We start from the raw sequence: 25,037 nt of genomic DNA, 5'->3' as shown, positions 1-25,037 counted from the left end.
CCCCCCCCCCGACTCCCTGCAGTTCGCGCGGCACGGCTGGACCGTGCACGCCTACGACACCGATGACACCCTCGCCGCCCGGCTCGTCGAGAACGAGCGGATGCCCGGATCGGTGCGCTTCCACCACGGGGACATCGCCGAAGTCGAGGAGTTCCCGGCCGCGCAGATCGTCTACTCGACGTACACGCTGTCCCTGCTGGGGCCCGAGGCGCTCGCGGTCACCTGGCAGCGCCTCGTGGACGCCCTGCCCCGCGGCGGGGTGATGGCGGTGGACGTCTTCGGCGTCAATGACACCTGGGCGGACCGCCCGGACATCGCGACCCTCCCGCTCGAGCAGGTCGACGAGATGTTCCGCGACTTCCAGGTGATCGACCGCTCGATCCGCGACGAGGACGGCCGCTTCCTCGAGGACCGCAAACACTGGCACGTCATCACCACGCTGGCGCGCAAGCTGCGCTGAACCCGGCGTCGGGCCCGGTCCTCACCGCCCCAGGAGCGTCAGCACCGCGGTCACGCGGCGGTGCACCCCGGAGTCCTCGCGCAGCCCGAGCTTCGCGAAGAGTCGCTGGGTGTGCTTCTCGACCGCCCCGGTGCTGAGGAACAGCCGCTGCGAGATCCCGGCGTTCGTGAGCCCCTCGCCCATCAGCTCGAGCACCTCCCGCTCGCGCGGGGTGAGATCGTCGAGCGGGGTGCGCCGCCGCGAGGCGAGCACCTGGGCCACCACGTCGGGATCGATCGCGACACCGCCCGCGGCGACCCGCTCGATCGACTCGAGGAAGCCGCGCAGGTCGAACACGCGATCCTTGAGCAGGTAGCCGGTCGCCCGCTCCCCGGACTCGATCAGCTCCGTCGCGTAGCCGACCACGACGTACTGGCTGAGCAGCACGATCGGCGCCTCGGGCCAGCTGGCACGGATCTCCTGCGCGGCCCGCAGCCCCTCGTCGCTGTGCGACGGCGGCATCCGGATGTCGGAGATGACCAGGTCCGGCCGCAGGTCCAGCGCCTTCACGACCAGTTCGGTGCCGGTCGCGGCGGTGCCCACCACCTCGTGGTCGGCCTCCTCGAGCAGGAGGCGCAGCCCCTCGCGCAGCAGCGCGGAGTCGTCGGCGATCAGGACCCGCACGGGATCACCGCCTCGATCCGGGTGCCGTGCCCGGCGGGGGACCGGACGTCGAGGCGCCCTTCGAGCGAGGCGACCCGCCCCGCGAGCCCGGCGAGCCCGCCGCCGGTGCGGGGCTCGGCCCCGCCGCGTCCGTCGTCCTCGATCCTCACGCGCACATCCTCCCCGATCCGCGCCACCTCCACCACGACCTCGGTGGCACCGGAGTGCTTGGCGGCATTGGTCAGAGCCTCGGACACCACGTAGTAGAGGCCGATCTCGACGTGCTCGGGCAGATCGAGCTCGGGCACCTCGACCCGTGTGGGGAGGGGGGAGATCGCGGCGAGCTCCTGCAGCGCGGCGGGCAGCCCCCGGTCCACGAGGATCGGCGGGGCGATGCCGCGGGAGAGCCGACGCAGCTCGTCCAGGGTCGAGCTGAGCTGCTCGCGGGTCTCGCGCAGAACCTGCTGCGCTCGCTCCGGATCCTTGACGGCGAGCGCCTCGACGCGCGCCAGATCCATCGAGGCGCGGACCAGCCGCTGCTGGGGTCCGTCGTGCAGGTCCCGCTCGAGCCGCCGCAGGGCGGTCGACTCGGCGGAGCGGCCCGCCGCCCGCGACTCCTCGGCGCGCACCAGGAGCTGCTGCTCCTCGTAGCGGGAGCTGAGCAGGCCGCGGCCGACGCTGCGGTGCAGAGCGGTCAGGCCCCTCGTCACGGGGCCGACGGTGAGCAGGAAGAGTAGGCCTACGACGACCTGGAGCGTGATGTCGATGGTCAGTGCCAGGGGCCCGGTGACGCCGAGCAGGTCCGCGAAGGCGCTGCGGTCCTCGGCGGGCAGCACGTTCTCGAGGATCAGGGTCGCGAGCGGTCCGCCGACGGTCCCGATCGCGCCGAGGACCCAGGCGAGCGCGAGGGGGAAGGTGATCAGCGAGAGGAGGAAGTTCACCAGCACCCACAGCGAGTCCAGCCAGCGCTGGGGGTCGGTGAGCGGGGTGACCGTCCGCCGCATCCAGCCGGCTCCGGCAGGTGCCCGCTTCGGCAGCGGGGTCGGCAGGTGATGACCGAGGACGACGGACTGCAGTGTCCGTTCGGCGCTCGCGAAGCCGCGGGCCACGAGCACGCCGCCCACCAGGATCGGCAGGCCGATCCACACCACCACGGTGCCGATGCCGGCCGTGAGCAGCGTGATCACGAGGGAGAAGCCCACGGTGCCGAGCACCACGGCGAGGAATGAGTAGGCGAGGAAGCGGCCGATCCGGGAGGCCCAGGCGCCCGGCGTCCACCGCGGGACGGGGCGCGCCGGCTGCGCGGCGGGGTCCGCCGACGGGTGGGGGAGGGTCATCGAGGTCATGGCTCCACTCTGGCGCCGGACGGCTCCGGTCCCCATCCTGCCACCGGGCCGGAGGATGTCGGGCTGGCCCGACATCGTCAGGGCCGGTGGTCAGCGCGGCGCGGGGCGGTCCTGCCGCTCAGCGCGGCCCAGCGCCGCCAGCACGGTCCGCACCACGGCGGGGAGGGTCGCCGGCTCGTGCAGGTGGGCCCCGTCGGCCGTGGGAGCGGCGACCACCCAGCGCGCCACCCCCCGACGCCGCATCCGCCCAATCTCGATGCTGCGTCCCGCGGCGAGGGGGATGAGCAGCGCGCCGCTCGGCGAGACCTGCAGGCGGCGGTGCAGATCCGGGCGGCTCTCGAGCAGCAGCGTGCGGATCCGCTCGCGCTCCGCCTGTGGGGAGGCGGGGCCGGTGGTGGGCCGGTGGGGGAGGACGGGGCGTGCGGGGGAAGGACGCGTGCGCGACATGCTCGCACCCTAGGGAGGGGGTCCGACGCCGGAGGGGGCGGTCGGAGGGGTCGGCCTCCGACGCGCCGCCGGTCTCGCCGGATCCCTTCCGCCGAGGATCCGCCGGGCCTACGGTGATCTCCTCGGACCCTGCACCGTGCACGGTCCGTGCCCCGGGAGGCCGCCATGAAGCTGCGCTGGTACACCGTCGTCCTCGACAGCATCGACCCGACCGCCCAGGCCCGCTGGTGGGCGCAGGCGCTCGAGGGCGAGGTGGTCTTCGAGTCCGCCGAGGAGGCAGTGGTGATCCCCGGCGACCTGCCGCCCGAGATCCGGGAGCGGGAGTCGGTCCCGGCCGCGGAGTGGCATCGGACGCCGCCGGGGCTGTGCTTCGTCGCGGTGCCCGAGCGCAAGGCCGTGAAGAACCGGCTGCACCTCGATCTCGCCCCGCATCTCGAGGACGACCGGGACGCGCAGATCGAGAGGCTGATTGCGCTCGGCGCCCGCCGGGTGGACGTGGGTCAGGACGAGGACGAGGTCACGTGGACCGTCCTCGCCGATCCCGAGGGCAACGAGTTCTGCGTCCTCTCCTCCCGGGGCTCCTGACCAGCTCCGCAGCCGCTCGCGCTCAGCGTCGCAGTGCCCCGGCCCAGAGGTCCCGGTGCCGGGCGACGTGTTCGGCCACGGCGCGCCAGTGCGCGCCGTGCCCGGTGGTGAACATCGTCCCCCACGGCTCGCGACCCTCGGCATGGGACCGGCGCAGGAGCTCGTGCATCGCCGTGGTGCGCTCCGCCATCGCCGACGGGAGCTCGGCGCGCAGCGCCGGGCCTGCGCCGTAGCCGTCGACCAGCGCGGCCAGGCGGGGCGCCGCCGAGTGGGGACTCTCCTCCACGTCGTTGAGGGTGAAGGCCTGGGCGGAATATGCGAGGTCCCACAGGCGCGTGCTCGGCGCCGCACCGTCCCAGTCGATGAACACCCAGCGCTCGCCGATCACCAGGTTCCAGGGGGTGAGATCCCCGTGGCACACCAGATCCGCGTCGGTCCCCGGCTGCGGGATCAGCGGGACCCAGCCCGGCTCCTCCGCGGGGCGGAACCCCTCGCAGGCGTCATGGATGGAGCGGATCATCGCCCCGACCCGCGTGAGCTCGCCCTCCGAAAGCCGCGGCCCTCCCAGGGCGAGGGCGCCGGGGACGTACTCGAGGATCTGTCTGCCCTGCTCGTCCCGTCCGAGCGGTGCGGGGACGTCGATCCCTGCGGCCGCGACCGCGCGCAGGAGCTCGTGGACCGCGGGCGTGGCGCGCTCCCAGGGCTTGCGCACCGTCGTCCCGACGCGGACCACCCCGGCGGTCGCGTTCCCGCCCTCGAGCGGCTCCTCGTGCTCCATGGCGTCACCGTAGCGCGGGCGCTCGTCGAAGCCGGGCATGGCCTCTCCGTCTGCCGCGCAGCCCTGTCTCCTCGTGCCGCGGCGGATCAGGGGCGCGGGCGCCCCGCCCCGACAGCGCGCGCGGTCTCCACCGGGTCCAGCACGGCCGCCGGGTGAGGTCCCGCCGCGAGCCAGGCCGCACGCCACTCCTCCACCTCGGGGGAGGCGAGCGCCCCGCCCGCGAGCAGCACGACGTTGCCGTCGGCCGGGCGGCGCAGCAGCTGCGCGTCGGTGAGGGCCCACACCCCGGGCAGGCCCGCGCCCGCCGCCGCCTCCTCCAGCTCGCGCACCTGCGCCGCGAGGAAGCGCTGGCCGGCGTCGTCCCCGACGTTCACGAGCAGCAGACCGTCCGCCTCCAGGTGCGCGAGCGCCTCGGCGTAGAACGCGGCGGTCGCCAGATGGGCGGGGGACTTCTCCCCGGAGAAGACGTCGAGCACGATCGCGTCGAAGCACCTGTCCGTCAGGGCGGCGAGTTCCTCCCGCGCGTCCCCGATCACGACCTCGAGATCGGTCCCCTCCGGCAGCGGCAGCGCCGCGGTGACGAGGCCGGGCAGCTCCCGCTCGATCTCGACCACCAGCTGCGCCGAGCCGGGCCGGGTCGCCTGCACGTACCGGACCAGGGTCAGCGCCCCGCCGCCGAGGTGCGCGATGCGCAGCGGTTCCCCGGTCGGCCGCACCGCGTCGAGCACGTTCCCCATCCGTCGCAGGTACTCGTGGACCAGCCGCGTCGGGTCCTCGAGATCCACATGGGACTGCTCCACCCCGCCGATCAGCAGGGTCCAGCCGCCCACGACCTCGTCGGCGACGATCCAGGCGGGCTGATCGGAGAAGGACAGCTTCGCCTGGCGCGGCGAGCCGGGGAAGGACGGGGCAGAGGAGGAGCTCATGGGGACATTGTGGTCGCGGTCGCGCAGAATGACGGGATGACAGCACTGGCCGGCGCTGTGAACGCCCCCGTCCTCCTGCTGCTCAACGGTGCCCCCGGCAGCGGCAAGTCCACCCTCGCCGCGCTCCTCGCGGCGCGGCGTCCCCTCGCGCTCGCCCTCGACGTCGACCAGCTGAAGCACTCCCTCGGGGATTGGGAGGAGGACCTCCCGGCCGCGGGCCTCCAGGCACGGCGCCTCGCGCTCGCCCTCGCCGGTCGACACCTCGCCGACGGGCACGACGTGCTGATCGGTCAGTACCTCGCGCGCACCGCGTTCCTCGACCAGCTCGAGGCGCTCGCCGAGGAGCACGGGGCGCGCTTCGTCGAGGCCGCGCTCGTGGCCGATCCGTCGACTCTCGCCGAGCGCCTGGCCGCCCGACGGGCCGCGCCCGACCGGCCCGAGCAGGCCGCCAACGATCGTCACGTCGGACCGGCCGACGCCGCCGTCCACGCCACCGCGCTCGACACGCTGCTCGCGGGCCGTCCCCGGGCGCATCGGCTCGAGGCGGCACGCCCCCGCGAGGAGTTGGTCACGGCGCTCAGCCGTATCCTGCATGCCCCCGAGATCCCGCAGGAGCACCCATGACCGCCGCCCCGCAGCGCACCGAGTCCGAGCTCGCCGCCGAGGTCGCCGCGCTCCACGAGGAGCTCGCCGCGCTCGCCGACGACCGCATGCGCGCGGTCAATGCGAAGCGCGGCGACGACCACGCCGTGAACCTCACGAAGCTCCGCGCGGTCGCGAAGCGGTTGAAGACCCAGCCCGATCTCGCCCGCGCCCTATGGGAGTCGCCTGCCGAGGACTCCACCCCGAAGCTGCTCGCCCTGCTGATCTCCCGGCCCACGCAGTACAGCGAGGCGGAACTCGATGCGATGCTGCGCGAGGCACCCACCCCGAAGGTCCACGAGTGGCTCGTCAGCTACCTGGGGAAGAAGAGTCCGCACCGCGATGCGCTGCGCGAGACCTGGTTCGCCGACGCCGATCCCGTCGTCGCGAGCGCCGGCTGGGCGCTGACCAGCGACCGGGTGGCGAAAGCCCCCGCCGGCGAGGTGCCGGACGGCCTCGATCTCGACGCCCTCCTCGATCAGATCGAGGCGGAGATGAAGGACGCCCCCGAGCGCCTGCAGTGGGCGATGAACCAGTGCCTCGCCGAGATCGGCATCCACGATGCCTCCCGGCGCGGGCGCGCCGTCGCGATCGGCGAGCGGCTCGAGGTGCTGAAGGACTACCCGACCCCGCCGAACTGCACCTCGCCCTTCGCCCCGATCTGGATCGACGAGATGGTGCGCCGCGCCGAGAGCGCCTGACCTGTCAGGAGACCGCGTCGGTCGCGGTGCCTCCGAGCGCCGGGGCGGCGCGCACCAGCAGGGCCCGGTGGTCGGTGCCCGGGACCGTCAGATAGGTCGGCACCGGGCCCGAGACGCCCTCCCCGGCCAGCGCATGGTCGATCCGCGCGAAGGGCGGCGCGGTGCGGCCGACGGGCCACGTCGGCTCCCACAGCCCCTCGCCCCGCCCGCGCCCCGCGACGGCGAGGCTGTGCAGGGACCCGTCGGCCGTCAGCTCCCGCATCGTGTGATGCTGCTCGATCGCGTTGAAGTCCCCGACCAGCAGCAAGTTCTTCTGCGCGAACGGCGCGACCATCTCGCCGACGGCGGCGGCGTCCCGCGTCCAGGCCTCGGGGCCCATCTGCGGCGGCGCGGTGTGGATCACGCCGAGGTGCCAGAGGGCGCCGTCGACGGTGGTGGTGGCGAGGAGGTTGTCGAAGACGGTGTCCTCCGTGCTGTCGACCAGGTCGACCGGGGTGCGGGAGAACAGCATGGTCCCGCCGGCTCCCTCGCGGGCGGTGCCGACGCGGTGCGGGAACGTCTCGAACATCCCGGCCGCCTCGAGACTCGCCTCGAAGTCCGGGGTGATCTCCTGGATCGCGACGGCGTCCACCCCCTGCCGGGAGAGGCTGCGGAGCTCCTGCACGTCCGCGCCGCCGTACTCGACGTTGAGCGAGAGCACGCTCAGCGTCCCCGGCGCCACGATCTCGGGGTAGGGCTCCCGCTCGGGGCAGGGGAGCATCGGCCAGGCGAGGGCGACGGCGAGCGCGAGGGTCAGCGCGGCGCCGAGCAGCCGCCACCACGAGCGGAGCACGAGCACCAGGCCGAGGCACGCGATCACTAGCGGCACCCACAGCAGGGGGATAAAGCTCGACGCGGCGATGAGGTACTCGTGCCAGGTGTGGACCACGGTGACCTGGCGCAGGACGAGCAGGGCCGCGGCGCCGAGCAGGCCCGGGATCAGGAGCACCCAGCCCGCCCCGCGGAGCGCGCGGCCGATCATGCCGCCGGCCGTTCGACCGGTGCGTCGGGCCCGTCGGTCCGGGAGGAACTGGGGTCGCCGGCGAGGAAGGTCGCGGGGTCGACAGGCTGACGGGAGCGCGGCAGCCCCTCCACCACCAGCAGGTACGAGTCGGTCACCAGCTCCCGCACGAACTCCTCGGTGAGCGTGCCGCCCGGGTTCAGCGTGATCCAGTGCCGCTTGTTCATGTGATAGCCGGGGGTGATCTCCGGATGGGTCGCGCGCAGCACCTCCGCATCGCGCGGCTCCGCCTTCAGCACCACGACGGGGATCTCCTGGACCGGGATGAGCAGGAGGAACACCTTCCCCAGCACCTTCGCGACGTCGACCTCGGGGCCGAAGGGCCGCTCGAAGCCAGCGGCGGGCAGCTCCAGCGCCCGGGCCCGGGCGATCTCCTGCAGCTCGACCCCGTCCATCCGCGTCCCCTCTCAGACCTGTTGCTGGATGATCCCGATCTTCTGCCACACCTTACGGGCCATGTCCGAGGTCAGCGCCTCGATCCCCTCCACGGCGTCGAGCACGTCCCCGTCGGTGGTGTGCTCCGCGAAGAGCGCCGCGCTCTTGCCGACGAGCGAGAGCATCTCGGTGCAGAAGTCGAGATAGCGGGTCAGCTCCGTGCGGTCGAGGTCCAGCCCGCCGTCCTCGCGCGAGCCGCGCTCGAGCCGCTCGGGCACCTTGGTGAGCTGGTGCATGTCGATCACGTGGGCCAGGGAGCGCAGACGGTGCAGGATCCGCAGCACGCGCGCCCGCTCCATCCGCTCGGGGATCCGCAGCAGGAAGAACACCGCGATCCCGCCGAACACGAGGTCGTTGATGATCGTTTCGAGCAGCGGGAGCATGTCCAGCGGGCCCAGCACGTCCCGCTCCTCGAACAGATCCCCTGCCGCGAGCGCGACCGCCCCGCCGAGGAAGAGCACGATGGCCACCACCGCGACCCGGGAGAGCATGCGCGCGACCCGGACCCGCCGACGGCTGATCCCGGTGCCCGCGTTGATCTCGTCCACCAGCGCCACGACCTCACGGCACACCTCCCAGAGGGTGCGGTCCGGGAAGCGGGACGAGATCCGGCGCTCGAGCGCTTGGGCGGAGCGGCGCACCGCCCGCCCGTCCAGGCGCTGGAAGCGGCTCGAGGAGGGCGGCTCGTCGGAGTGGTCCTCCGGGCGGGGCGCGGGGGCCGACGGGTCGGTGGTCGAGGACATGCAGCGAGGGTAGGGGATCGGGCGGGCACGGGCGGTGGGGCTCCGCCTCCAAGCTCACCCGGGAGGGTGCGGGAGCGTCTCGAGCCGTGTCGCGAGGTGGGCGCTCTCGGCGTCGTTGCGGCATCGGCGGATCGCGTCCCGGGAGGACTCCCGCGCCTCCGCCGTCCGTCCGGCGCGACGCAGCAACTCGGCGCGCACGGCCGACGGGCGGTGACCGCCGGTACCCGGGACCTCCACCTGTGACCTCCGCCACGAGACCTGCCGCCGGGAATGAACCCGATGACGACGAAGTTGAGTCGGGTGTACTCAAGATCGATGACCCTCGGATTGACAGTGTCGGCCCGGAGTCCTCTACTTGAGTCCGTACAGCTCATGTCTGGCCGTCGATCCCTCGGCGGCGCAGAGACCGTGCGGCCCCCGCCGCAGAAAGGCAGGCACCCATGTCCCGTGTCGTCGGAATCGACCTCGGCACCACCAACTCCGCCGTCGCCGTCCTCGAGGGCGGTCAGCCCACCGTCATCGCCAACGCCGAGGGTTCGCGCACCACGCCCTCCGTGGTCGCCTTCTCCAAGCAGGGCGAGGTCCTCGTCGGCGATGTCGCCAAGCGTCAGGCCGTCACCAACGTCGATCGCACCATCGCCTCCGTCAAGCGTCACATGGGCACCGACTGGAGCACCGAGATCGACGACAAGAAGTACACCGCGCAGGAGATCTCCGCGCGCACCCTCGGCAAGCTCAAGAAGGACGCCGAGTCCTACCTGGGCGAGACCGTGACCGACGCCGTCATCACTGTGCCCGCCTACTTCTCCGACTCGGAGCGCCAGGCCACGAAGGACGCCGGCACCATCGCGGGCCTCAACGTCCTGCGCATCATCAACGAGCCCACCGCCGCGGCCCTCGCCTACGGCCTCGAGAAGGGCAAGGACGACGAGCAGATCCTGGTCTTCGACCTCGGTGGCGGCACCTTCGACGTGTCCCTCCTCGAGGTGAGCAAGGACGAGGACGGCTCGACCATCCAGGTCCAGGCCACCGCGGGCGACAACCGCCTCGGCGGCGACGACTGGGACCAGAAGATCGTCGACTGGCTGATCGCCCAGGTGAAGAACAAGGACGGCGTGGACCTGGGCAAGGACCGCATCGCCCTGCAGCGCCTCAAGGAGGCCGCCGAGCAGGCGAAGAAGGAGCTCTCCTCCTCGACCTCCACCTCGATCTCCCTGCAGTACCTCTCGATGACCGAGAACGGCCCGCTGCACCTCGACGAGAAGCTCACCCGCGCCCAGTTCGAGGACATGACCTCGGACCTCCTCGAGCGCACCAAGGCCCCCTTCCACCAGGTCATCAAGGACGCCGGCATCAAGGTCTCCGACATCGACCACGTGGTCCTCGTCGGCGGCTCCACCCGTATGCCCGCGGTCACCGAGGTCGTCAAGGAGCTCACCGGCGGCAAGGAGCCCAACAAGTCCGTGAACCCGGACGAGGTCGTCGCCGTCGGCGCCGCCCTCCAGGCCGCGGTCATCAAGGGCGAGCGCAAGGACGTCCTGCTCATGGACGTCACCCCGCTCTCCCTCGGCATCGAGACCAAGGGCGGTGTGATGACCAAGCTCATCGAGCGCAACGCCGCCATCCCGACCAAGACCTCCGAGGTGTTCTCGACCGCGGACGACAACCAGCCCTCCGTGGCGATCCAGGTCTTCCAGGGCGAGCGCCAGTTCACCCGTGACAACAAGCTCCTCGGCACCTTCGAGCTGACCGGCATCGCGCCGGCCCCCCGCGGCATCCCGCAGATCGAGGTCACCTTCGACATCGACTCCAACGGCATCGTGCACGTGACCGCGAAGGACCGCGGCACCGGCAATGAGCAGTCCATCCAGATCACCGGCGGCTCCGCCCTGTCCGATGAGGACATCGACCGCATGGTCAAGGACGCCGAGGCCCACGCCGCCGAGGACGAGGAGCGCCGCAAGAACGCCGACGCCCGCAACACCCTCGAGCAGCTCGTCTACCAGGGCGAGAAGCTGCTGAAGGACAACGAGGACAAGATCCAGGACGCCGATCGCACCACCGCCCAGGACGCCATCACGGCGGCCAAGGAGGAGCTGGCCAAGGAGGACGCGGGGACCGCGGACCTCGAGACCAAGCGCGACGCCCTCAACGAGGCGCTGCAGGCCGTGGGCACCGCGATCTACTCGCAGGCCCAGGCCGAAGGTGCTCCGCAGGACGCCGCGGGCGAGGCGCCGTCGTCGGATGACGACGACGTCGTGGACGCCGAGATCGTGGACGAGGACGAGGAGAAGAAGTGATGACCGAGGACCAGAGCACTCCCGACGACGCACAGCGCCCCGAGGGCGAGCCGCGGTTCTCCTTCACCGACAAGCGGAAGGTGAATCCGGAGGACGGCAGCGTCCGTCCCTCCGGGTCCGCCCCCGCCTCCGAGGGTCAGAGTGCCGAGGCGCCCGCCGACCCGATCGACGCCGAGGCGGCCGAGCTCTTCGCGCAGGCCGCCGCCGGTCAGGGCGGGGAGTCCGCTCCGGCCGACGCCGGTCGGGTGGCCGAGCTCGAGGGCCAGGTCACCGAGCTCACCGAGCAGCTGCGCCGCGAGCAGGCCGAGTACGTCAACTCGCGCCGACGCATCGAGGCCTCCGCTGAGGCGGGCAAGGAGGCGGCCGCCGGTCGCGTCCTCAGCTCGCTGATCGGGGTCCTCGACGACATCGAGCTGGGCCGTCAGCACGGCGACATCACGGAGGGCACGCCCTTCCACTCGATCGCGCAGAAGCTCCAGGAGGTCCTCGCCTCCCACGGACTGACCCGCTTCGGCGAGGTGGGGGAGGAGTTCGACCCCACCCGCCACGAGGCATTGATGCACGAGGACTCCGAAGACGCGGAGACCACGACGATCACCCTGGTCATGCAGCCGGGCTACGCGCTGAAGGAGCGGATCCTCCGCCCCGCCCGCGTGGGCACCCGCGGCCCCGCCTGACCACCCCGGCGAGGCGGGCCCGTCGTCACCGACGGTCCCGCCTCGTCCCTCGACATCACCGACGAAGCCCCTGATCCCTCCCCGGAAGGAGATGCCCATGTCCCAGCAGGACTGGCTCGAGAAGGACTTCTACGCGGTCCTCGGCGTCTCCAAGGACGCCACCGCGCAGGAGATCAAGAAGGCCTACCGCAACCAGGCCAAGAAGCACCACCCCGACCGTCACCCCGATGATCCCCGCGCCGAGGATCGCTTCAAGGAGATCGGCGAGGCGTACTCCGTCCTCGCCGACGCCGAGCAGCGCCAGCAGTACGACGCGATCCGCGCCATGGGTGCGGGCGGCGCCCGCTTCTCGGCGGGCGCGGGCGGTCCCGGGGGTGCCGGCTTCGAGGACATCTTCTCCTCGATGTTCGGCGGCCAGGGCGGCTACTCCACGGCGGGCCCCGGCGGGCCCGCGCCCGACATCGACGACCTGCTGCGCATGTTCGGCGGCGGCGGCGCGAGCGGCTTCAGCGGCGCCGGCGGGGGCTCCGGCTTCCCGACCGGCTTCACCCCGAACGCCGCCCCGGCCAAGGGCCAGGACATCTCCGCCCGCACGCGCATCTCCTTCCGGGATGCCGCGCTCGGGGCCGAGGTGCGCCTGACCGTCGACGGCAAGCCCCTCACCGTCCGCATCCCCGCGGGCGTCCACGACGGGCAGAAGATCCGCCTGCGCGGCAAGGGACGCCCCGGCCCCGGCGGCGCCCCCGCCGGCGACCTGCTGCTCACCCTCGACGTCGAGCCGCATCCGCTGTGGTCGATGGACGGCGCGAACCTCCGCCTCACCGTGCCGCTCCGCTTCGACGAGGCGGTGCTCGGCACCACTCTCACCGTGCCTCTGCTCGAGGGCGGCACCGTGAACCTCAAGGTCGCCCCCGGCACCCCGAGCGGCCGCACCCTGCGCGCCCGCGGCAAGGGCGTGCGCACCGCGACGACGACCGGCGATCTGCTGGTCACCCTCGAGGTCGCCGTGCCCAGCCATGTCGAGGGGAAGGCCCGCCAGGCCGTCGAGGACTTACGCGACGCCCTCGGCGAGCAGGACCCTCGCGCCGACCTGCTGGAAGCCGCCGCCCGCTGAGGCGCGTCGGCACCCGTCGGCCGTGGCCCGGAGAACCGCATCGACCCGCAGACCCGCACCGCACGGAAGGAGACGTCCCATGGTCACCCCGCACCGCCTCGACGAGCGGGCGCCGGTCTTCGTCATCTCCGTCGCCGCGGAGCTCTCCGGCATGCACCCGCAGACCCTCCGCCAGTACGACCGGCTGGGGCTGGTCTCCCCGCAGCGGACCCGCGGGCGCGGCCGGCGCTACAGCGCCCGCGACGTCGCGACCCTCCGGGAGGTGCAGCGCCTCTCGCAGGAGGAGGGCATCAACCTCGCCGGCATCAAGCGGATCCTCGAGCTGCAGGACGAGGTGACCGCACTCGCCGAGCAGCTCGACGCGGTGCGCGAGGCCCTCGAGTCCCTCACCCCGGCGCAGCGACGGGTCTTCACCGCCGGCCGCGACGGGGAGATCAGCGCCCTGCGGCGAGGGGAGCGCCCGCGGCGTCCGGCCGGCGGAGCGCTGGTGCTGTGGCGGCCGAACCGCCGCCCCTGAGCCCGCCGGGCGGCCGACGATGCGGCTGCACCCCGGTCAGCAGGTAGATGTACCGCAGTCGCTGTGCGACCTGGCGCAGGTCGACCTCCTCGGCCGCGCGACGACCGGCTTCGGTGAGATCGGTGAGCCGCCCCGCGAGCAGGTCCTCGAGACGGGACGCGACGCGGGCCGCGAAGCCCGCGTCGTCGCCGTCGACCTGATGGGTCAGCACCCCGTCGGGCATCCGGTCGCGGTACAGCTCGATGCCGCGCACCAAGGCAGGCACGCCGCAGGCGAGCGCCTCCCAGAGCACGATGCCCTCCGTCTCCTCCTTGGTCAGGAAGCAGAAGGCGTCCGCGCCGCAGTACGCCTCGCGGAGCTGGTCCGCCCGGAGGTAGCCGGGGAAGATCGCGTTCGACGGGGCGGTCGCGAGGGCCCGCTCGACCTCCGCCGTGAGCAGCCGCTCATCCGTCCGGCCGTACCAGACGAAGGTCACCTCGGGCAGGCGCCTGGCCACCTCGACCCAGTCGAGGATCCCCTTGCGCACCAGCTGCATACCGACACTGATCACGACCTGCGCGTCGGGGCCGAGTCCGAGGCTCTCCCGCAGTCGGCCACGCGCCGAGGGATCGGGGCGGAAGAAGGTCGTGTCCACGCCGTTGGAGAGCACGTGGATGGGGCGGGTGATCCCGTACTTCGGGGCGGACACGAGCGCCTTGGAGTAGTCGCTGGGCGTGATCACCGCGTCGCCCTGGCGGTACAGGTGGGCGATCCAGCGGCGGAAGGTGGGGGCCAGCGCGTTCGAGCCGGGGAAGGAGTCGCGGAAGTCGTCCTCCGTGGAGTGCGCCCACACGAGCACCGGCCGACGCCACAGCCGCGCCCAGCGGGCCAGCAGCGGCGTGTCCGGGAACGGGGTGTTCAGGTGCACCACGTCGAAGGGGCGCAGCGGATTGGTGACCACCACATGGCCCAGGGAGCGCACCACCGTCTCCTGATGGCGCATGGCGGCGCCGATCCCGGACTGGTGGGCGGCGCGGGCGAGGCCGCGGGGCATCAGCACACGCAGCGGCTCGTCTCCGCGCACGTCGCGACGGGGATGGCGGCCGGGCAGCACGGTGTGCACCAGGCGGTCGGCCCAGCGCCGCAGCGGGTCGCGCGCAGGACGGGGGCGCCTCACGGCGCGGGATCTCATCAGCATCTCGGTCCTCCTCTCACCGGGGCGGTCTCACCAGGGCAGGAAGCGCAGCAGCAGTGCGCTGACGCCCAGTCCGTACGCGAGCAGGGCCCACGGCTTGCACAGCAGGATGATCGCCACGTAGGTCCGCCAGCGCATCCGGGTGGTCCCGGCGATGTAGCAGAGCAGATCGTCGGGGGCGACGGGCAGCACGATGGCGGTCGCGAAAGCGCGGGTGAAGTGGCGGCTGCGGGTCCAGCCGAGGAACTTCTCGACCGTGCGGGCCGGGAAGATCCGCTCGATGAGGGCGAGGCCCACGTGCCGGCCGACCGCGAAGTTCAGCATCGAGCCCGCGCTCACCGCGACGTAGTTGTAGAGCGTCCCCTCGATCGGCCCGAAGAGCACCGGCCCCGCGATCACCAACAGGCCGCCGGGCACGATCGGGAAGACCACCGAGGCCGCGGAGACGAGCAGGAAGGCGGCAGGTCCCCAGGCTCCGAGCGAGTCGATGAAGGCCTGCAGGTTCTCGAGGGACTGCAGCACCCCGGCCTCGAGGCCCCACCAGACCAGCCCGATGCTGAGGGCGAGGCCGAGCAGCGGGGAGAGCCGGGCGGCGGTGCGCAGGGGATCGCGTCGCGGTCGATCCTGCATCGAGGCGGTCGCGGCCGGGGAAGCGACGGACGTCGGATCCGGCCCGGCGGATGCGGGGCGCTGGGGGCGGCGGGGCCGGGACAGCGGGACCGCCCTCCCGGGGGCGACGGGACGCTCGACGATGCTCATGCGACGGCCCTCGCCGGCAGGGCGAGCACGCGCGGGGAGCGGCGGGCGCGGGCCTGCTGGTAGACGTCCAGCACGGACCGGCCGAACTCGCGGGCACCGCAGGTGGCCCCCGCGTGCGCGACGGACTGCGCGGCCATCGCCGCGCGGGCGGGGCGATCGCTCACCAGGGCATCGAGGTGGCGCATGAACTCCGCGGCGGTCTCGTACTGCCAGCCGGTGCGGCCCTCGAGCACGACGCTCGCGATCGACGGGTCCCGACGGCACAGCAGCGGCAGGCCGCAGGCGAGCGCCTCGATGAAGGTCAGGCCCTGGGTCTCGCTGAGAGAGGCGGAGACGAAGACGTCGCCGATCCGGTACCAGCGCTGCACCTCGCCCGGATCGACCACGCCCGTGAAGCGGACCCGGTCGGTGATGCCCAGCTGTTCCGCGCGCTCCTCGAGCTCTGCCCGGTACGGGCCGTCGCCGACGATCACCAGGACGGTGTCCGCGCGATCGGCCTCGGCGACCATGTCCAGCACCTCGTCGAGGTTCTTCTCCTTCGCCAGCCGGCACACGGAGACCAGCACCGTCGTGTCCGGGGCGATGCCGAGGTCGGCGCGGAGCCGGGCGGCGTCGGCTCGCTCGGCGGCGTCCTGTGCGGGGCGGAAGCGGTCCAGGTCCAGGCCTGTGGGGATCACGTGCACCGGTCGGCGCACCCCATAGCCGGAGAGCAGCCGGGCGACCTTCGCGGTGGGCACCACCACGGCATCGGTCCCCGCGAGCACCCGCCGCGAGAAGGAAGCGACGACCGCGCGTCCCATCGTGCGGCTCGGCGAGTAGTAGTGGGTGTAGTCCTCGTAGATGGTGTGGTAGGTGTGCACCAGGGGGACGCCCAGGGTGCGGGCGATGCGCCGCGCCCAGACGTAGGTGGAGAACTCGCACTGGGAGTGGATCACGTCGGGCCGCCAGCGCAGGATGTCCCGCAGCACGCGGCGGCTCGCGGGCATGCCGATCCGGGCGCGGTCGTAGACCATCGCCGCGGAGACGGACCCGACGCGGTAGACGCCGGGCTCGCGCCGCGTGCGCAGGCCCTGGGAGAGGGTCAGCACGCGCACGTCGCAGCCGAGTGCGATGAGCTCGCGGCGCAGGGTCGCGACGGAGGCGACGACGCCGTTGACGACCGGCTCCCACCAGTCGGTGGTCAGCAGCACCCGCAGCGGGCGGTGCTCGCCGCCGGGACGCTCGCCGGGGAGCCCCGGGCGGCCGACGAGGCGGTCGGCGGACGGGGCGACGGGGCGCAGCGGGATCGCGGTCACGTCCCGAGCCTCGCACGGGCGGGATCCGGTGGCGTCCTCCGAGCGGATGACCGCGATCAGACCCTGGTCTGATCTGTGGTCCTGTCCCGCGCCGGCGGCGTTCGTCGTGGTCATGCCTCGAGACTACGGTCGGCCCCGCGGGGCCTCGACGGGGCACGCCCGAGCCGTCGCGGAGATTTCCCCCCTTGTGCGCCCCCTGGACACCTGTTAGGAGACCGGGAACCGACTGTGACCCCGCGACACGGCGGTCGCGCGCTCGCCGGGGCATCCACCGGAGCACGTGCCGGAGCGCTCGTCGGAGCGTTCGACGGAGCACACTTGGCCCGTCCACGCCCCGCCTCCCCGGTGCCCCCGGGGCGCCGTCGATACACTGCCGCCATGCCTGACCAGAGCCCCAGCCCGCGCCGCGAGGCGTCCGCCGCCCGGCCCTTCGTCCCGGTGATCGTGGGGGGCGACATCGGCGCATACTCCCTCGCCCGCGCCTTCCACGAGGCTTACGGCCGGCGCAGCGTCATCGTCTCCCGCGCGGCCGGCTGGCACGTCGCGGACTCGGCGTTCATCACCAACGTCTCCTGTGCGGACCCCTTCGACCCCGCGGCGCTGGCGCCCGTGCTCGCCGAGGTCGCGAGGTCGCACCCGGAGGGGGCGCTGCTCCTGCTCGGCTCGGCCGATGCGACGGTCAAGGCCATCATCCGCGTGCGGGACGAGTTCGCCGCCCTCGGGGACCGCTGGATCGCTCCCTACGTGGACATGGACACCTTCCGGGCCGGCACGGAGAAGCAGAACTTCAGCGCCCTCTGCGAGGAGCTCGGCGTCGACCACCCCCTGACCAGGGTTGTCGACCTCGCCGAGGAGGTCGATCCCACCCTCGAGGTGCCCTTCACCTATCCGGTGATCGCCAAGCCGGCGGAGGTCTCCGAGTGGAAAGACGTCGACTTCCCCGGGAAGCAGAAGGTGCACACGGTCGAGAGCCCGCAGGAGCTCGTCGCCCTGCTGCAGCGGATCCGCGCGGCGGGGTACCGCTCGAGCATCATCGTCCAGGACCGCATCCCGGGCGACGACCAGGAGATGCGCATCCTGACCTGCTACTGCGACGAGAACTCGGTGGTGCGCTTCGCGTCCTTCGGCCGCACCCTGCTCGAGGAGCACACGCCCGGTGCGATCGGGAACCCTGCCGCGATCCTCACCGACCACGACCCGCGCGCCGTCGAGCAGGCGCAGCGTCTGATCACCGCCCTGGGGTGGACCGGCTATGCGAACTTCGACCTCAAGCACGACCGCCGGGACGGCGCGACCAAGTTCTTCGAGCTGAACCCGCGCCTGGGCCGTTCCAACTACTACGTCACCGCGGGCGGAAACAACCCTGTCGAGTGGTACGTCCGTGACCTGCTCGAGCACTCGCTGCCCACCGAGGGCCCGGGCTCCGGCGTGGGGGAGGACGGCATCCTGCAGCAGCAGCAGGAGGCGCTCTACACCGTCGTGCCCGTCGCCCTGGTGAAGAAGTACACCACTCAGCCGGACGCGAAGGAGCAGCTGCGCCGCGCCCTGCGCGCGGGCGGCGCCCGCAACCCGCTGATCTACCCCGCGGTCGAGAGGCACCCCAAGCGCCTCGCCTACACCGCCGCCGCGCTGCTCAACTACGTGCGCAAGTTCCGACGGTACTACCGGCCGGAGCGGGTCTCGTGACCGCGTCGGTCCCCGAACCCGCGGAGAGTCCGACGTCGGAGCGGCTCGGCGGCCGACTGGATCCCGCTTCCTGGGGCGGGCCGACCGTCGGCGTGCTCGGCGGACTGGGGCCCGCTGCGACCGCGGTCTTCCTCGACGTGCTCGTGCGGGCGACCGCCGCGGACACCGATCAGGACCACCTGGACCTGCTGGTCTCGCAGCATTCCTCGACCCCGGATCGCACGGCCTCGATCCTCGACCCCGCCGCCCCGGACCCCGGACCGGTGCTCGCCCGTGATGCGGCGATGCTCGCGCGCACCGGGGTGGAGATCCTGGTGCTGCCGTGCAACACGGCCCACCACTTCGTGAGCGAGGTCGAGCAGGCCGCGGCACTGGCCGGCATCACCTTCGTGAACATCGTCGAGCGCACCGTGGCAGCGGTCATCGCCAGCCTTTCGGACCGCTCCCGGCCGGTGGCCGTCCTCGCGACCGCCGGGACGGTTCACGCGCGGGTCTATCAGGACGCGCTCGAGCGTGCCGGGCTCGAGGCCCTGATCCCCGGGCCCGTGCTGCAGGCGGATCTCAACACCCTCATCTACGAGCAGGTCAAGGCCAATCGCCCGGTGGACCGGGTCCTGTACGCCTCGTGCCTCGAGCGGGTCGCACAGCTCGGGGCGGGGGCCGCGGTGCTCGGCTGCACCGAGCTGTCCGTCATCCACGACCGCTTCCGGCAGGACCCGGTCGAGGTCGAGGGCCTCACGGTCCTCGACTCCCTCACCGAGCTCGCGACGGCCACCATCCGCGCCGCCGGCAAGCAGGTCGCCGCCGACTTCCGCTGAACGCCGCTCAGAACCCGTCGGCCGAGGGCTCCGGGTAGTGGCGGCGGAACTTCCGGATGTGGTTCAGCGGCACCGCGTACGAGTAGCCGCGCAGCCACAGCCCCTCCGCCCGGTACCGCCACGGGTTCACCGTGCGGGCGCGGGCGATGCGCTTGACCTGGGCGGCGAGCTGCGGATCGGTGATGTAGCGCAGCAGCAGACGGAAGGGCACGATCGAGTACAGCACCTCGTCCAGGCCCACGCGCGGTTCGGGGTCGCGACCCTCGATCGCATCGGCCACCATCACCTCGGCGACGTTCGCACCGCCGCCGGTGACGTAGTAGCTGTTGCGGCCGATCCGCGGATTGATCTCGAGGAAGCGGGCGACCCCGTCGCGCGGGTCGACCTTGATGTCCGCATTGGCGAAGCCGACGTAGCCGACCTCGTCGAGGATCCGCCGCATCTGCGCGAACTGCTCCGGGAGGTCCTGCGTGATCATCGCCGCGGGACGGCCGAGCGCCTCCGGCGTGTGCTCCTCGAGCAGCACGCGGGCGCCGCCCATCAGGGTGATCGTGCCGGAGGCGGAGCGGTAGGCGGTCAGCGACAGCATCGAGGTGTCGTCGCCCGGGATCATCTCCTGCACCACGAAACGGTTGCGGAAGCCCGCGCCGTGCAGACGGGAGATCAGGTCGCGCAGCTCCTCGGCGCTGTGCAGCGGATAGATCTTCTTCTTGCCGGGCATCCTCACGTGCACGTGGGGCTCGGCCTGGGCGGGCTTGGCCACCACCGGGTAGTCGAACGGCAGCGCGGGCAGCTCGGGGAGGGTGCCGTCGCGGAAGTCGATCACCTCGGTCGCGGGGATGTCGATGCCCAGCTCGGTGCACACCTCGGCGAAGGAGGCCTTGTCCGCGAGGCGCTCGACCGCCTCGAGGGAGGGGTAGCGCAGCGCATAGTGCTGCGAGAGCACCTCGGCGTTGCGGGCCACGAACTCGACGTTCCCGTCGCTGTTGCACAGCAGCACGGCGGGCCGGCCGGCCGGGCGCGCCTGCGCGAGCTCCACGAGGCGGGCGACGCGCGCGGCGTCGTCGGCCCCTGCGGGCAGGTCCACCACGCGCGAGGTCACCGAGCGCCGCAGCGGCTCGGGCGCGTTCGCCGCGAGCACCGTGGCGACCGTGCCGTACGCCTCGTGGTACGCCCGGGTGAGGGCGTAGATGCCGAGCCCGGCGCCGATCGCGACGACGTCGAAGCCGGGATCGGAGGTGGCGCGGGCGGACGCTGGTGCGGACGTGCCGGACATGCAGGGTCTCCTTCACGGGACGGGCGGTGGAGCGGGAGGCCGACCTCCTGGGACTGCTCGGGCGGGACGCGCCGACAGGCAGGTCGGCGCGGGCGCGGGCGGGGCCTCACCGCAGCGGGCTCACGCTACCAGCCGCGCCGTGACGCTCCCGCTCGCCACGCGAGGGCCCGCCCGGGCTCGCTCCCCGGACGGGCCCTCCCGTCCGTTCCGTCCCTCAGGCGGTGCGGAGCCACACGGCGGTGTCCGCCGGCAGAGCGCCCTCGGTGGCCCCGGGGCCGGAGGCGACCAGCAGCGTCGCCGCGGCGAGCGGAGCCGGCAGCTCGACCGGCTCCTCGCCGGTGTTCACGAGCACCCACACGTTCCCGCGGCGCACCGCGAGGACTGCGTCGGGGAGGCCGTCCGGGAATTCGACGCCTTCCTCGTGGCGCCCCAGGCCCAGCTCGGCGCGCAGGCGCAGGGCCAGGCGGTACATCTCCAGCGTGGAGGTGGGGTCGCCGGTCTGCGCGTCCACCGCGAGCTCGGCGAAGACGGCGGGCTGCGGCAGCCAGGAGGCGCCGGTGGGGGAGAAGCCGTAGGCCGGGGCGTCCTTCTCCCACGGCAGCGGCACCCGGCACCCGTCGCGGCCCGGGACCCCGGCGCGATGGTGCGCGGGATCCTCGCGGAGCTCGTCGGGGAGGTCGGCGACCTCGGGCAGGCCCAGCTCTTCGCCCTGGTACAGGTAGGCGGAGCCGGGCAGGGAGAGCATCAGCAGGGTCGCCGCGCGGGCACGGGCGAGACCCAGCTCGGCATCGGGGACCTCCTCGCGGGAGAGGCCCTCGCCGAAGCGGTGCTCGGGCGGGAAGCCGTAGCGGCTCGCGTGGCGGATGACGTCGTGATTGGAGAGCACCCAGGTGGTGGGGGCGCCGACGGCGTCGGCGAGGGCCAGCGGCTTCTCGATCGCGGCGCGCATCGGCGGAACGCCCCAGCGGGCCTGCAGGAATCCGAAGTTGAAGGACTGGTGCGCCTCCTCGCGGCCGATGTACAGCGGCAGGCGATGCTCGGGGATCCACGCCTCGAGCACCATCATCCGGTCGCCCTCGTAGGAGTCGACGATCGGCCGCCACTCGCGGTAGATGTCCAGCACCCCGTCGTTGTCGAAATAGACCGGCACCTCGCCCTCGGGGATGTCGATGAGCCCCTCGGCGTTCACGGTCGCATCCGGCAGCCCGTCGGGCTTGACCATGCCGTGGGCCACGTCGACCCGGAAGCCGTCGGCCCCCCGGTCGAGCCAGAAACGCAGCACCCCGCGGAACATCTCGTGCACGGCGGGGTTGTCCCAGTTCCAGTCGGGCTGGGAGGTGTCGAAGATGTGCAGGTACCACTGGCCGGGCGTGCCGTCGGCCTCGGTGACGCGGGTCCAGGCCGGGCCGTGGAAGATCGAGGTCCAGTTGTTCGGCGGCAGCTCGCCGTGCTCGCCCGTCCCGTCGCGGAAGACGTACAGGTCCCGTTCGGGGGAGCCGGGTGCCGCGGCGAGAGCCTGCTGGAAGAGCACGTGGTCGCTCGAGGAGTGATTCGGGACCAGGTCGACGACCACGCGCAGCCCCAGCTCGTGGGCCCGGGCGATGAGCACGTCGGCATCGGCGAGCGTGCCGAAACGGGGGTCCACATCCGTGTAGTCGGCGACGTCGTAGCCGCCGTCGTGCTGCGGGGAGGTGTAGAAGGGCGAGAGCCAGATCGCGTCCACCCCGAGGTCGCGCAGGTACGGCAGGCGCGCCGTGATCCCGGGGAGGTCGCCCATGCCGTCGCCGTCCGAGTCGGCGAAGGACCGCGGGTAGACCTGGTAGACCACGGCATCGCGCCACCACTGGTCGTGCTCGGTCGGGGTGGTCGTGCTCTGCGTGGTCATGCTGGGTCGGGATCCTTCCGGAGGGTGGGACAGAGGGGAGGACGGGCGGTCGACGGCGAGGCCGGCCGCCCGTCCTCGGGAGGCGGGGTCAGCCCTTGACGGCGCCGGCGGTCGAGCCGCCGACGATGTACCGCTGCAGGAACTGGTAGAGGATGATCACGGGCAGCATGACCATCACCGAGCCCGCGGCGAAGACGCCGAGGTTCGCCGAGCGGTCCGAGGCGAACATGCCGTACATGCCCACCGCGAGGGTCTTCTTCGAGTCGTCCGTGAGGAAGATCGAGCCGATGAGGAACTCGCTCATCGAGCCGACCAGGGCCAGCAGCAGGGTGGTGGCCAGGATCGGGGTCATCGAGGGGACGAGGATCCGGGAGAAGGTCTGCCAGTGCGTCGCGCCGTCGATGATGGCCGCCTCGTCGAGCTCCTTGGGGATGGTGTCGAAGAAGCCCTTGATGAGCCAGACCTGACCGAGGGAGCCGCCGAGCAGCACGGCGATGTAGCCGGCGAGGGTGTTCAGCCCCAGCATCGGCACCGCCTCGCCGAGCTGCGCGATCATCGTGTAGATCGCGATCATCGACAGGATCGACGGGAACATCATGATCAGCAGCACGGCGAGCATCCCGCCGCGGCGGCCGCGGAAGCGGAAGCGGCTGAAGGCGTAGGCGGCGAGCAGGGAGAGGAAGACCTGCACGACGGCGACCACGCCGCAGACGATGATCGTGTTCAGGTACCAGCGCAGGAAGTTGGCGCGCTCGCCGCTGATCATGGTCCAGTAGTGCTCGAAGGTCACGCCCTGGGTGGGCAGCAGCGAGGTCGAGGACAGCGAGCCGCTGGGGTTCACCGAGGCGGACAGCACGAACAGGATCGGGAAGACCGCGAAGGCGATCGCGAGCAGGCCGACGACGTGCCGCCAGCCGATCTCGGCGAGCCAGCGCCGCGGGGGCATGCGGCGCTGCGCGGTGACGTGAGGAGCGGTGGTGGTGCTCATGGGTGGGTCCTTCCGCGGGCTCAGTTGACGTCCTCGAGGACGTTCGTGAATCGGAACTGGATGGTGGCCAGCACGCCGGTCAGGATGAACAGGCACACGGACACCGCGGAGGCGAAGCCGAAGTCGGCCCCCGAGCCGCCGAAGGCGATGCGATAGATCATCGAGATGAGGATGTCGGTCGCGCCGCGGGTGGAGCCGTCGGGGAACGGTCCGCCCTCGGTGAGCAGCTGGATGGCGTTGAAGTTGTTGAAGTTGAAGGCGAAGGACGAGACCAGCAGCGGGGCGACGGCTACCAGCAGCAGCGGCAGCACGATCTTCGAGGTGGTCTGGAAGCGGCTCGCGCCATCCATCCGGGAGGCCTCCATGAGCTCGTTCGGGATCGCCTGGAGCGCCCCGGTGGAGACGATGAACATGTAGGGGAAGCCCATCCACAGGTTCGTCAGCAGCACGGCGACCTTCGCGAGACTCGGATCGCCGAACCAGTTCAGGTCCAGTCCCAGCATCTCGTTGATCAGGCCGAAGTCGCGGTTGTAGAAGTTCGACCACACCAGCAGCGAGATGAATCCGGGGATGGCGTACGGCATGATCAGGATCGACCGGTAGATCCGGCGCCCCGCCAGGCGCTCGTCGTTCAGCACGAGCGCGAGCGCGAAGCCCACCACGAAGGTCAGTGCGACCGATCCCGCCGCGAAGACGAGGGTCCACACGAAGGCGGCGCCGAACTGCCCGGCGATCTTCCCGTTGGAGAACAGTCGCTCGTAGTTCGACATCCCCACGCCCTGCAGCCAGCCCTGCGAGAAGGCCTGCTTCCCGTCGGCGTCGACGAAGGCCTGCTCGGTGCCGACGGTGCCGACGGTGTAGACCTCGCCGCTGGCGGTGTCGGTGATGGTGTCGCTCGCCTCGTCGTACTGCAGCACCGTGGTGCCCACGAAGGCCTGGTTGACGCCGAGCGGCTGCACGGCGCTGGACTCGTCCACGGGGACGGCGAGCTCCATCAGCTCGTTGTAGACGGCGTTGACCTGGTTGGCGTCGAGGACGGTGAGTCCTGCGACCTCGGTGACGCGACCGTCCACCACGGTAACGTCCCCGGCGGGGACCTCCTCGAGCGGGGTCTCGGCGTCGCCGCTGAGCACGGCGCCGTCGGTCGGATCGACCAGGTAGAGGACGAACGGCCCCTCGGTCGGTGAACCGGCCGTCGCGACCGTCATCGCGTAGCGCGGGGCGTCGGGCGACTGCTGCACCGAGTTCGCGACGATCGAGGCGATCGCCTGCTCCTTCGAGCCGCGGGTGCCGTCCCCGTAGTTGGTGAAGGAGTACCCGACCGTCAGCGCGATCGGGATGATCAGGAAGACGGCGAGGAAGAAGGTGCCCGGGAAGAGGTACTTGCCGGGGATGAAGCGCTTGGTCGAGTAGAGGACGAAGATCGCGGTCGCGGCGAGCAGCAGCACGACCAGCCACATCCAGGACTGCTGGCCGATCAGGACCGGGGCGATGAAGACCGTCACCGCGAGGGTGACGCCGAGGACCAGGATGCGGGCGATCACGGCCGGGACCGACGTGGACCGCGGGCGGTGCGCGGGGGCGTGCGTCGAGGTCATGAGGCGACTGTGCCTTTCGGATCAGGAAGGGGAGGCGGGGCGTGCGGCGCTGCACGGCGCGGGCCGGGTCGAGCGGGCAGGAGCGGTGCAGGGGGACCCCGGATCGAGGACCCCCGAGGTGTCGGGGAGGCGGGTGGCCCGCCGCCGAGCGCGGGGAGCGCCGGGCGACGGGCCACCGCCGGGGG

Annotated in this window: 25 protein-coding genes; 10 read left to right on the top strand and 15 right to left on the bottom strand. The window is 72.3% G+C overall.

Annotation, left to right across the window (positions count from 1 at the left end; translation table 11 throughout):
• A partial coding sequence (locus tag ACZCAH_RS13960; protein ID WP_464341658.1) for a class I SAM-dependent methyltransferase occupies positions 1–460 on the top strand: 460 nt, incomplete at its 5' end.
• 21 nt (positions 461–481) lie between these two features.
• Here the strand turns inward: ACZCAH_RS13960 and ACZCAH_RS13955 are convergent.
• The 3 genes from ACZCAH_RS13955 to ACZCAH_RS13945 form a co-directional block, all read right to left on the bottom strand.
• Entirely contained in the window at positions 482–1,123 is a 642-nt protein-coding gene (locus ACZCAH_RS13955; protein ID WP_464341657.1) for a response regulator, read from the bottom strand.
• Entirely contained in the window at positions 1,111–2,448 is a 1,338-nt protein-coding gene (locus ACZCAH_RS13950) for a sensor histidine kinase (protein ID WP_464341656.1), read from the bottom strand. Before ACZCAH_RS13950 ends, ACZCAH_RS13955 begins: the two co-directional genes overlap by 13 nt.
• Before the next feature lie 90 nt (positions 2,449–2,538).
• Entirely contained in the window at positions 2,539–2,895 is a 357-nt protein-coding gene (locus ACZCAH_RS13945; protein WP_464341655.1) for a hypothetical protein, read from the bottom strand.
• Between the two features lie 165 nt (positions 2,896–3,060).
• Between ACZCAH_RS13945 and ACZCAH_RS13940 the strand changes: the two genes are divergently transcribed.
• Positions 3,061–3,480 carry a VOC family protein gene (locus ACZCAH_RS13940; protein ID WP_464341654.1) on the top strand — a complete coding sequence of 140 codons (420 nt, stop codon included), beginning with the start codon at positions 3,061–3,063 and terminating at the stop codon, positions 3,478–3,480.
• Positions 3,481–3,502: 22 nt separating this feature from the next.
• On the opposite strand, the gene ACZCAH_RS13935 is transcribed toward ACZCAH_RS13940, so the two are convergent.
• Together ACZCAH_RS13935 and ACZCAH_RS13930 are read right to left on the bottom strand one after the other, a co-directional pair.
• Entirely contained in the window at positions 3,503–4,297 is a 795-nt protein-coding gene (locus ACZCAH_RS13935) for a phosphotransferase (RefSeq protein ID WP_464341653.1), read from the bottom strand.
• A gap of 47 nt (positions 4,298–4,344) precedes the next feature.
• Positions 4,345–5,184, bottom strand: a complete 840-nt coding sequence (locus ACZCAH_RS13930; protein WP_464341652.1) for a spermidine synthase — start codon at positions 5,182–5,184, stop codon at positions 4,345–4,347.
• 36 nt (positions 5,185–5,220) lie between these two features.
• Between ACZCAH_RS13930 and ACZCAH_RS13925 the strand changes: the two genes are divergently transcribed.
• Together ACZCAH_RS13925 and ACZCAH_RS13920 are read left to right on the top strand one after the other, a co-directional pair.
• Positions 5,221–5,808, top strand: coding sequence for a P-loop nucleotide/nucleoside kinase family protein (locus ACZCAH_RS13925; RefSeq protein WP_464341651.1), 588 nt, complete (start codon positions 5,221–5,223; stop codon positions 5,806–5,808).
• On the top strand, positions 5,805–6,527 hold the full coding sequence (locus ACZCAH_RS13920; protein WP_464341650.1) for a DNA alkylation repair protein: 723 nt from the start codon (positions 5,805–5,807) through the stop codon (positions 6,525–6,527). Before ACZCAH_RS13925 ends, ACZCAH_RS13920 begins: the two co-directional genes overlap by 4 nt.
• Positions 6,528–6,531: 4 nt before the next feature.
• Here the strand turns inward: ACZCAH_RS13920 and ACZCAH_RS13915 are convergent, their stop codons facing one another.
• The 3 genes from ACZCAH_RS13915 to ACZCAH_RS13905 are packed head-to-tail and all read right to left on the bottom strand — an operon-like array spanning position 6,532 to position 8,765.
• On the bottom strand, positions 6,532–7,548 hold the full coding sequence (locus tag ACZCAH_RS13915; RefSeq protein WP_464341649.1) for an endonuclease/exonuclease/phosphatase family protein: 1,017 nt from the start codon (positions 7,546–7,548) through the stop codon (positions 6,532–6,534).
• Positions 7,545–7,982 (bottom strand): MmcQ/YjbR family DNA-binding protein, encoded by a 438-nt coding sequence (locus ACZCAH_RS13910; RefSeq protein ID WP_464341648.1) that lies wholly within the window; start codon positions 7,980–7,982, stop codon positions 7,545–7,547. Before ACZCAH_RS13910 ends, ACZCAH_RS13915 begins: the two co-directional genes overlap by 4 nt.
• Before the next feature lie 12 nt (positions 7,983–7,994).
• Positions 7,995–8,765, bottom strand: coding sequence for a hypothetical protein (locus ACZCAH_RS13905; RefSeq protein WP_464341647.1), 771 nt, complete (start codon positions 8,763–8,765; stop codon positions 7,995–7,997).
• 440 nt (positions 8,766–9,205) lie between these two features.
• Here ACZCAH_RS13905 and dnaK point away from each other — a divergent pair, with 440 nt between their 5' ends.
• The 4 genes from dnaK (at position 9,206) to ACZCAH_RS13885 (ending at position 13,373) form a co-directional block, all read left to right on the top strand.
• Positions 9,206–11,065 carry a molecular chaperone DnaK gene (gene dnaK, locus ACZCAH_RS13900; RefSeq protein ID WP_464341646.1) on the top strand — a complete coding sequence of 620 codons (1,860 nt, stop codon included), beginning with the start codon at positions 9,206–9,208 and terminating at the stop codon, positions 11,063–11,065.
• Positions 11,065–11,742, top strand: a complete 678-nt coding sequence (locus ACZCAH_RS13895; RefSeq protein ID WP_464341645.1) for a nucleotide exchange factor GrpE — start codon at positions 11,065–11,067, stop codon at positions 11,740–11,742. The genes dnaK and ACZCAH_RS13895 overlap by 1 nt, the downstream gene beginning before the upstream one ends.
• A 97-nt stretch (positions 11,743–11,839) precedes the next feature.
• Positions 11,840–12,856 carry a DnaJ C-terminal domain-containing protein gene (locus tag ACZCAH_RS13890; protein ID WP_464341644.1) on the top strand — a complete coding sequence of 339 codons (1,017 nt, stop codon included), beginning with the start codon at positions 11,840–11,842 and terminating at the stop codon, positions 12,854–12,856.
• A gap of 79 nt (positions 12,857–12,935) precedes the next feature.
• The gene (locus ACZCAH_RS13885; RefSeq protein WP_464341643.1) at positions 12,936–13,373 is read left to right on the top strand and encodes a heat shock protein transcriptional repressor HspR; all 438 of its coding nucleotides are present in this window, start codon (positions 12,936–12,938) and stop codon (positions 13,371–13,373) included.
• Here ACZCAH_RS13885 and ACZCAH_RS13880 read toward each other — a convergent pair.
• From ACZCAH_RS13880 to ACZCAH_RS13870, 3 genes are read right to left on the bottom strand one after another with little or no spacing between them, the layout of a single operon-like run.
• On the bottom strand, positions 13,291–14,550 hold the full coding sequence (locus ACZCAH_RS13880) for a glycosyltransferase (RefSeq protein ID WP_464341642.1): 1,260 nt from the start codon (positions 14,548–14,550) through the stop codon (positions 13,291–13,293). The genes ACZCAH_RS13885 and ACZCAH_RS13880 overlap by 83 nt on opposite strands.
• A 27-nt stretch (positions 14,551–14,577) precedes the next feature.
• Entirely contained in the window at positions 14,578–15,306 is a 729-nt protein-coding gene (locus ACZCAH_RS13875; protein WP_464341641.1) for a TVP38/TMEM64 family protein, read from the bottom strand.
• Positions 15,303–16,715 (bottom strand): glycosyltransferase family 4 protein, encoded by a 1,413-nt coding sequence (locus ACZCAH_RS13870; protein ID WP_464341640.1) that lies wholly within the window; start codon positions 16,713–16,715, stop codon positions 15,303–15,305. Before ACZCAH_RS13870 ends, ACZCAH_RS13875 begins: the two co-directional genes overlap by 4 nt.
• A 264-nt stretch (positions 16,716–16,979) precedes the next feature.
• Between ACZCAH_RS13870 and ACZCAH_RS13865 the strand changes: the two genes are divergently transcribed.
• Together ACZCAH_RS13865 and cuyB are read left to right on the top strand one after the other, a co-directional pair.
• Positions 16,980–18,287 carry a carboxylate--amine ligase gene (locus ACZCAH_RS13865; protein ID WP_464341639.1) on the top strand — a complete coding sequence of 436 codons (1,308 nt, stop codon included), beginning with the start codon at positions 16,980–16,982 and terminating at the stop codon, positions 18,285–18,287.
• Positions 18,284–19,105, top strand: a complete 822-nt coding sequence (gene cuyB / locus ACZCAH_RS13860; protein WP_464341638.1) for a cysteate racemase — start codon at positions 18,284–18,286, stop codon at positions 19,103–19,105. The genes ACZCAH_RS13865 and cuyB overlap by 4 nt, the downstream gene beginning before the upstream one ends.
• A 7-nt stretch (positions 19,106–19,112) precedes the next feature.
• On the opposite strand, the gene ACZCAH_RS13855 is transcribed toward cuyB, so the two are convergent.
• From ACZCAH_RS13855 to ACZCAH_RS13840, 4 genes are all read right to left on the bottom strand, one after another.
• Positions 19,113–20,381 carry a carboxylate--amine ligase gene (locus ACZCAH_RS13855; protein ID WP_464341637.1) on the bottom strand — a complete coding sequence of 423 codons (1,269 nt, stop codon included), beginning with the start codon at positions 20,379–20,381 and terminating at the stop codon, positions 19,113–19,115.
• A 214-nt stretch (positions 20,382–20,595) separates the two neighbouring features.
• Positions 20,596–22,266, bottom strand: coding sequence for a glycoside hydrolase family 13 protein (locus ACZCAH_RS13850; RefSeq protein WP_464341636.1), 1,671 nt, complete (start codon positions 22,264–22,266; stop codon positions 20,596–20,598).
• Between the two features lie 88 nt (positions 22,267–22,354).
• Complete coding sequence (locus tag ACZCAH_RS13845; protein ID WP_464341635.1) at positions 22,355–23,254, bottom strand: sugar ABC transporter permease; 900 nt, start codon at positions 23,252–23,254, stop codon at positions 22,355–22,357.
• A 20-nt stretch (positions 23,255–23,274) separates the two neighbouring features.
• The gene (locus ACZCAH_RS13840) at positions 23,275–24,852 is read right to left on the bottom strand and encodes an ABC transporter permease subunit (RefSeq protein WP_464341634.1); all 1,578 of its coding nucleotides are present in this window, start codon (positions 24,850–24,852) and stop codon (positions 23,275–23,277) included.
• Positions 24,853–25,037 lie beyond the last annotated feature (185 nt).

The sequence above is a fragment of the Brachybacterium sp. B718/18 genome (genome assembly GCF_055454375.1).
Note: the sequence above shows the minus strand (reverse complement) of the source record. Positions and strands in the feature narration are given on the sequence as shown.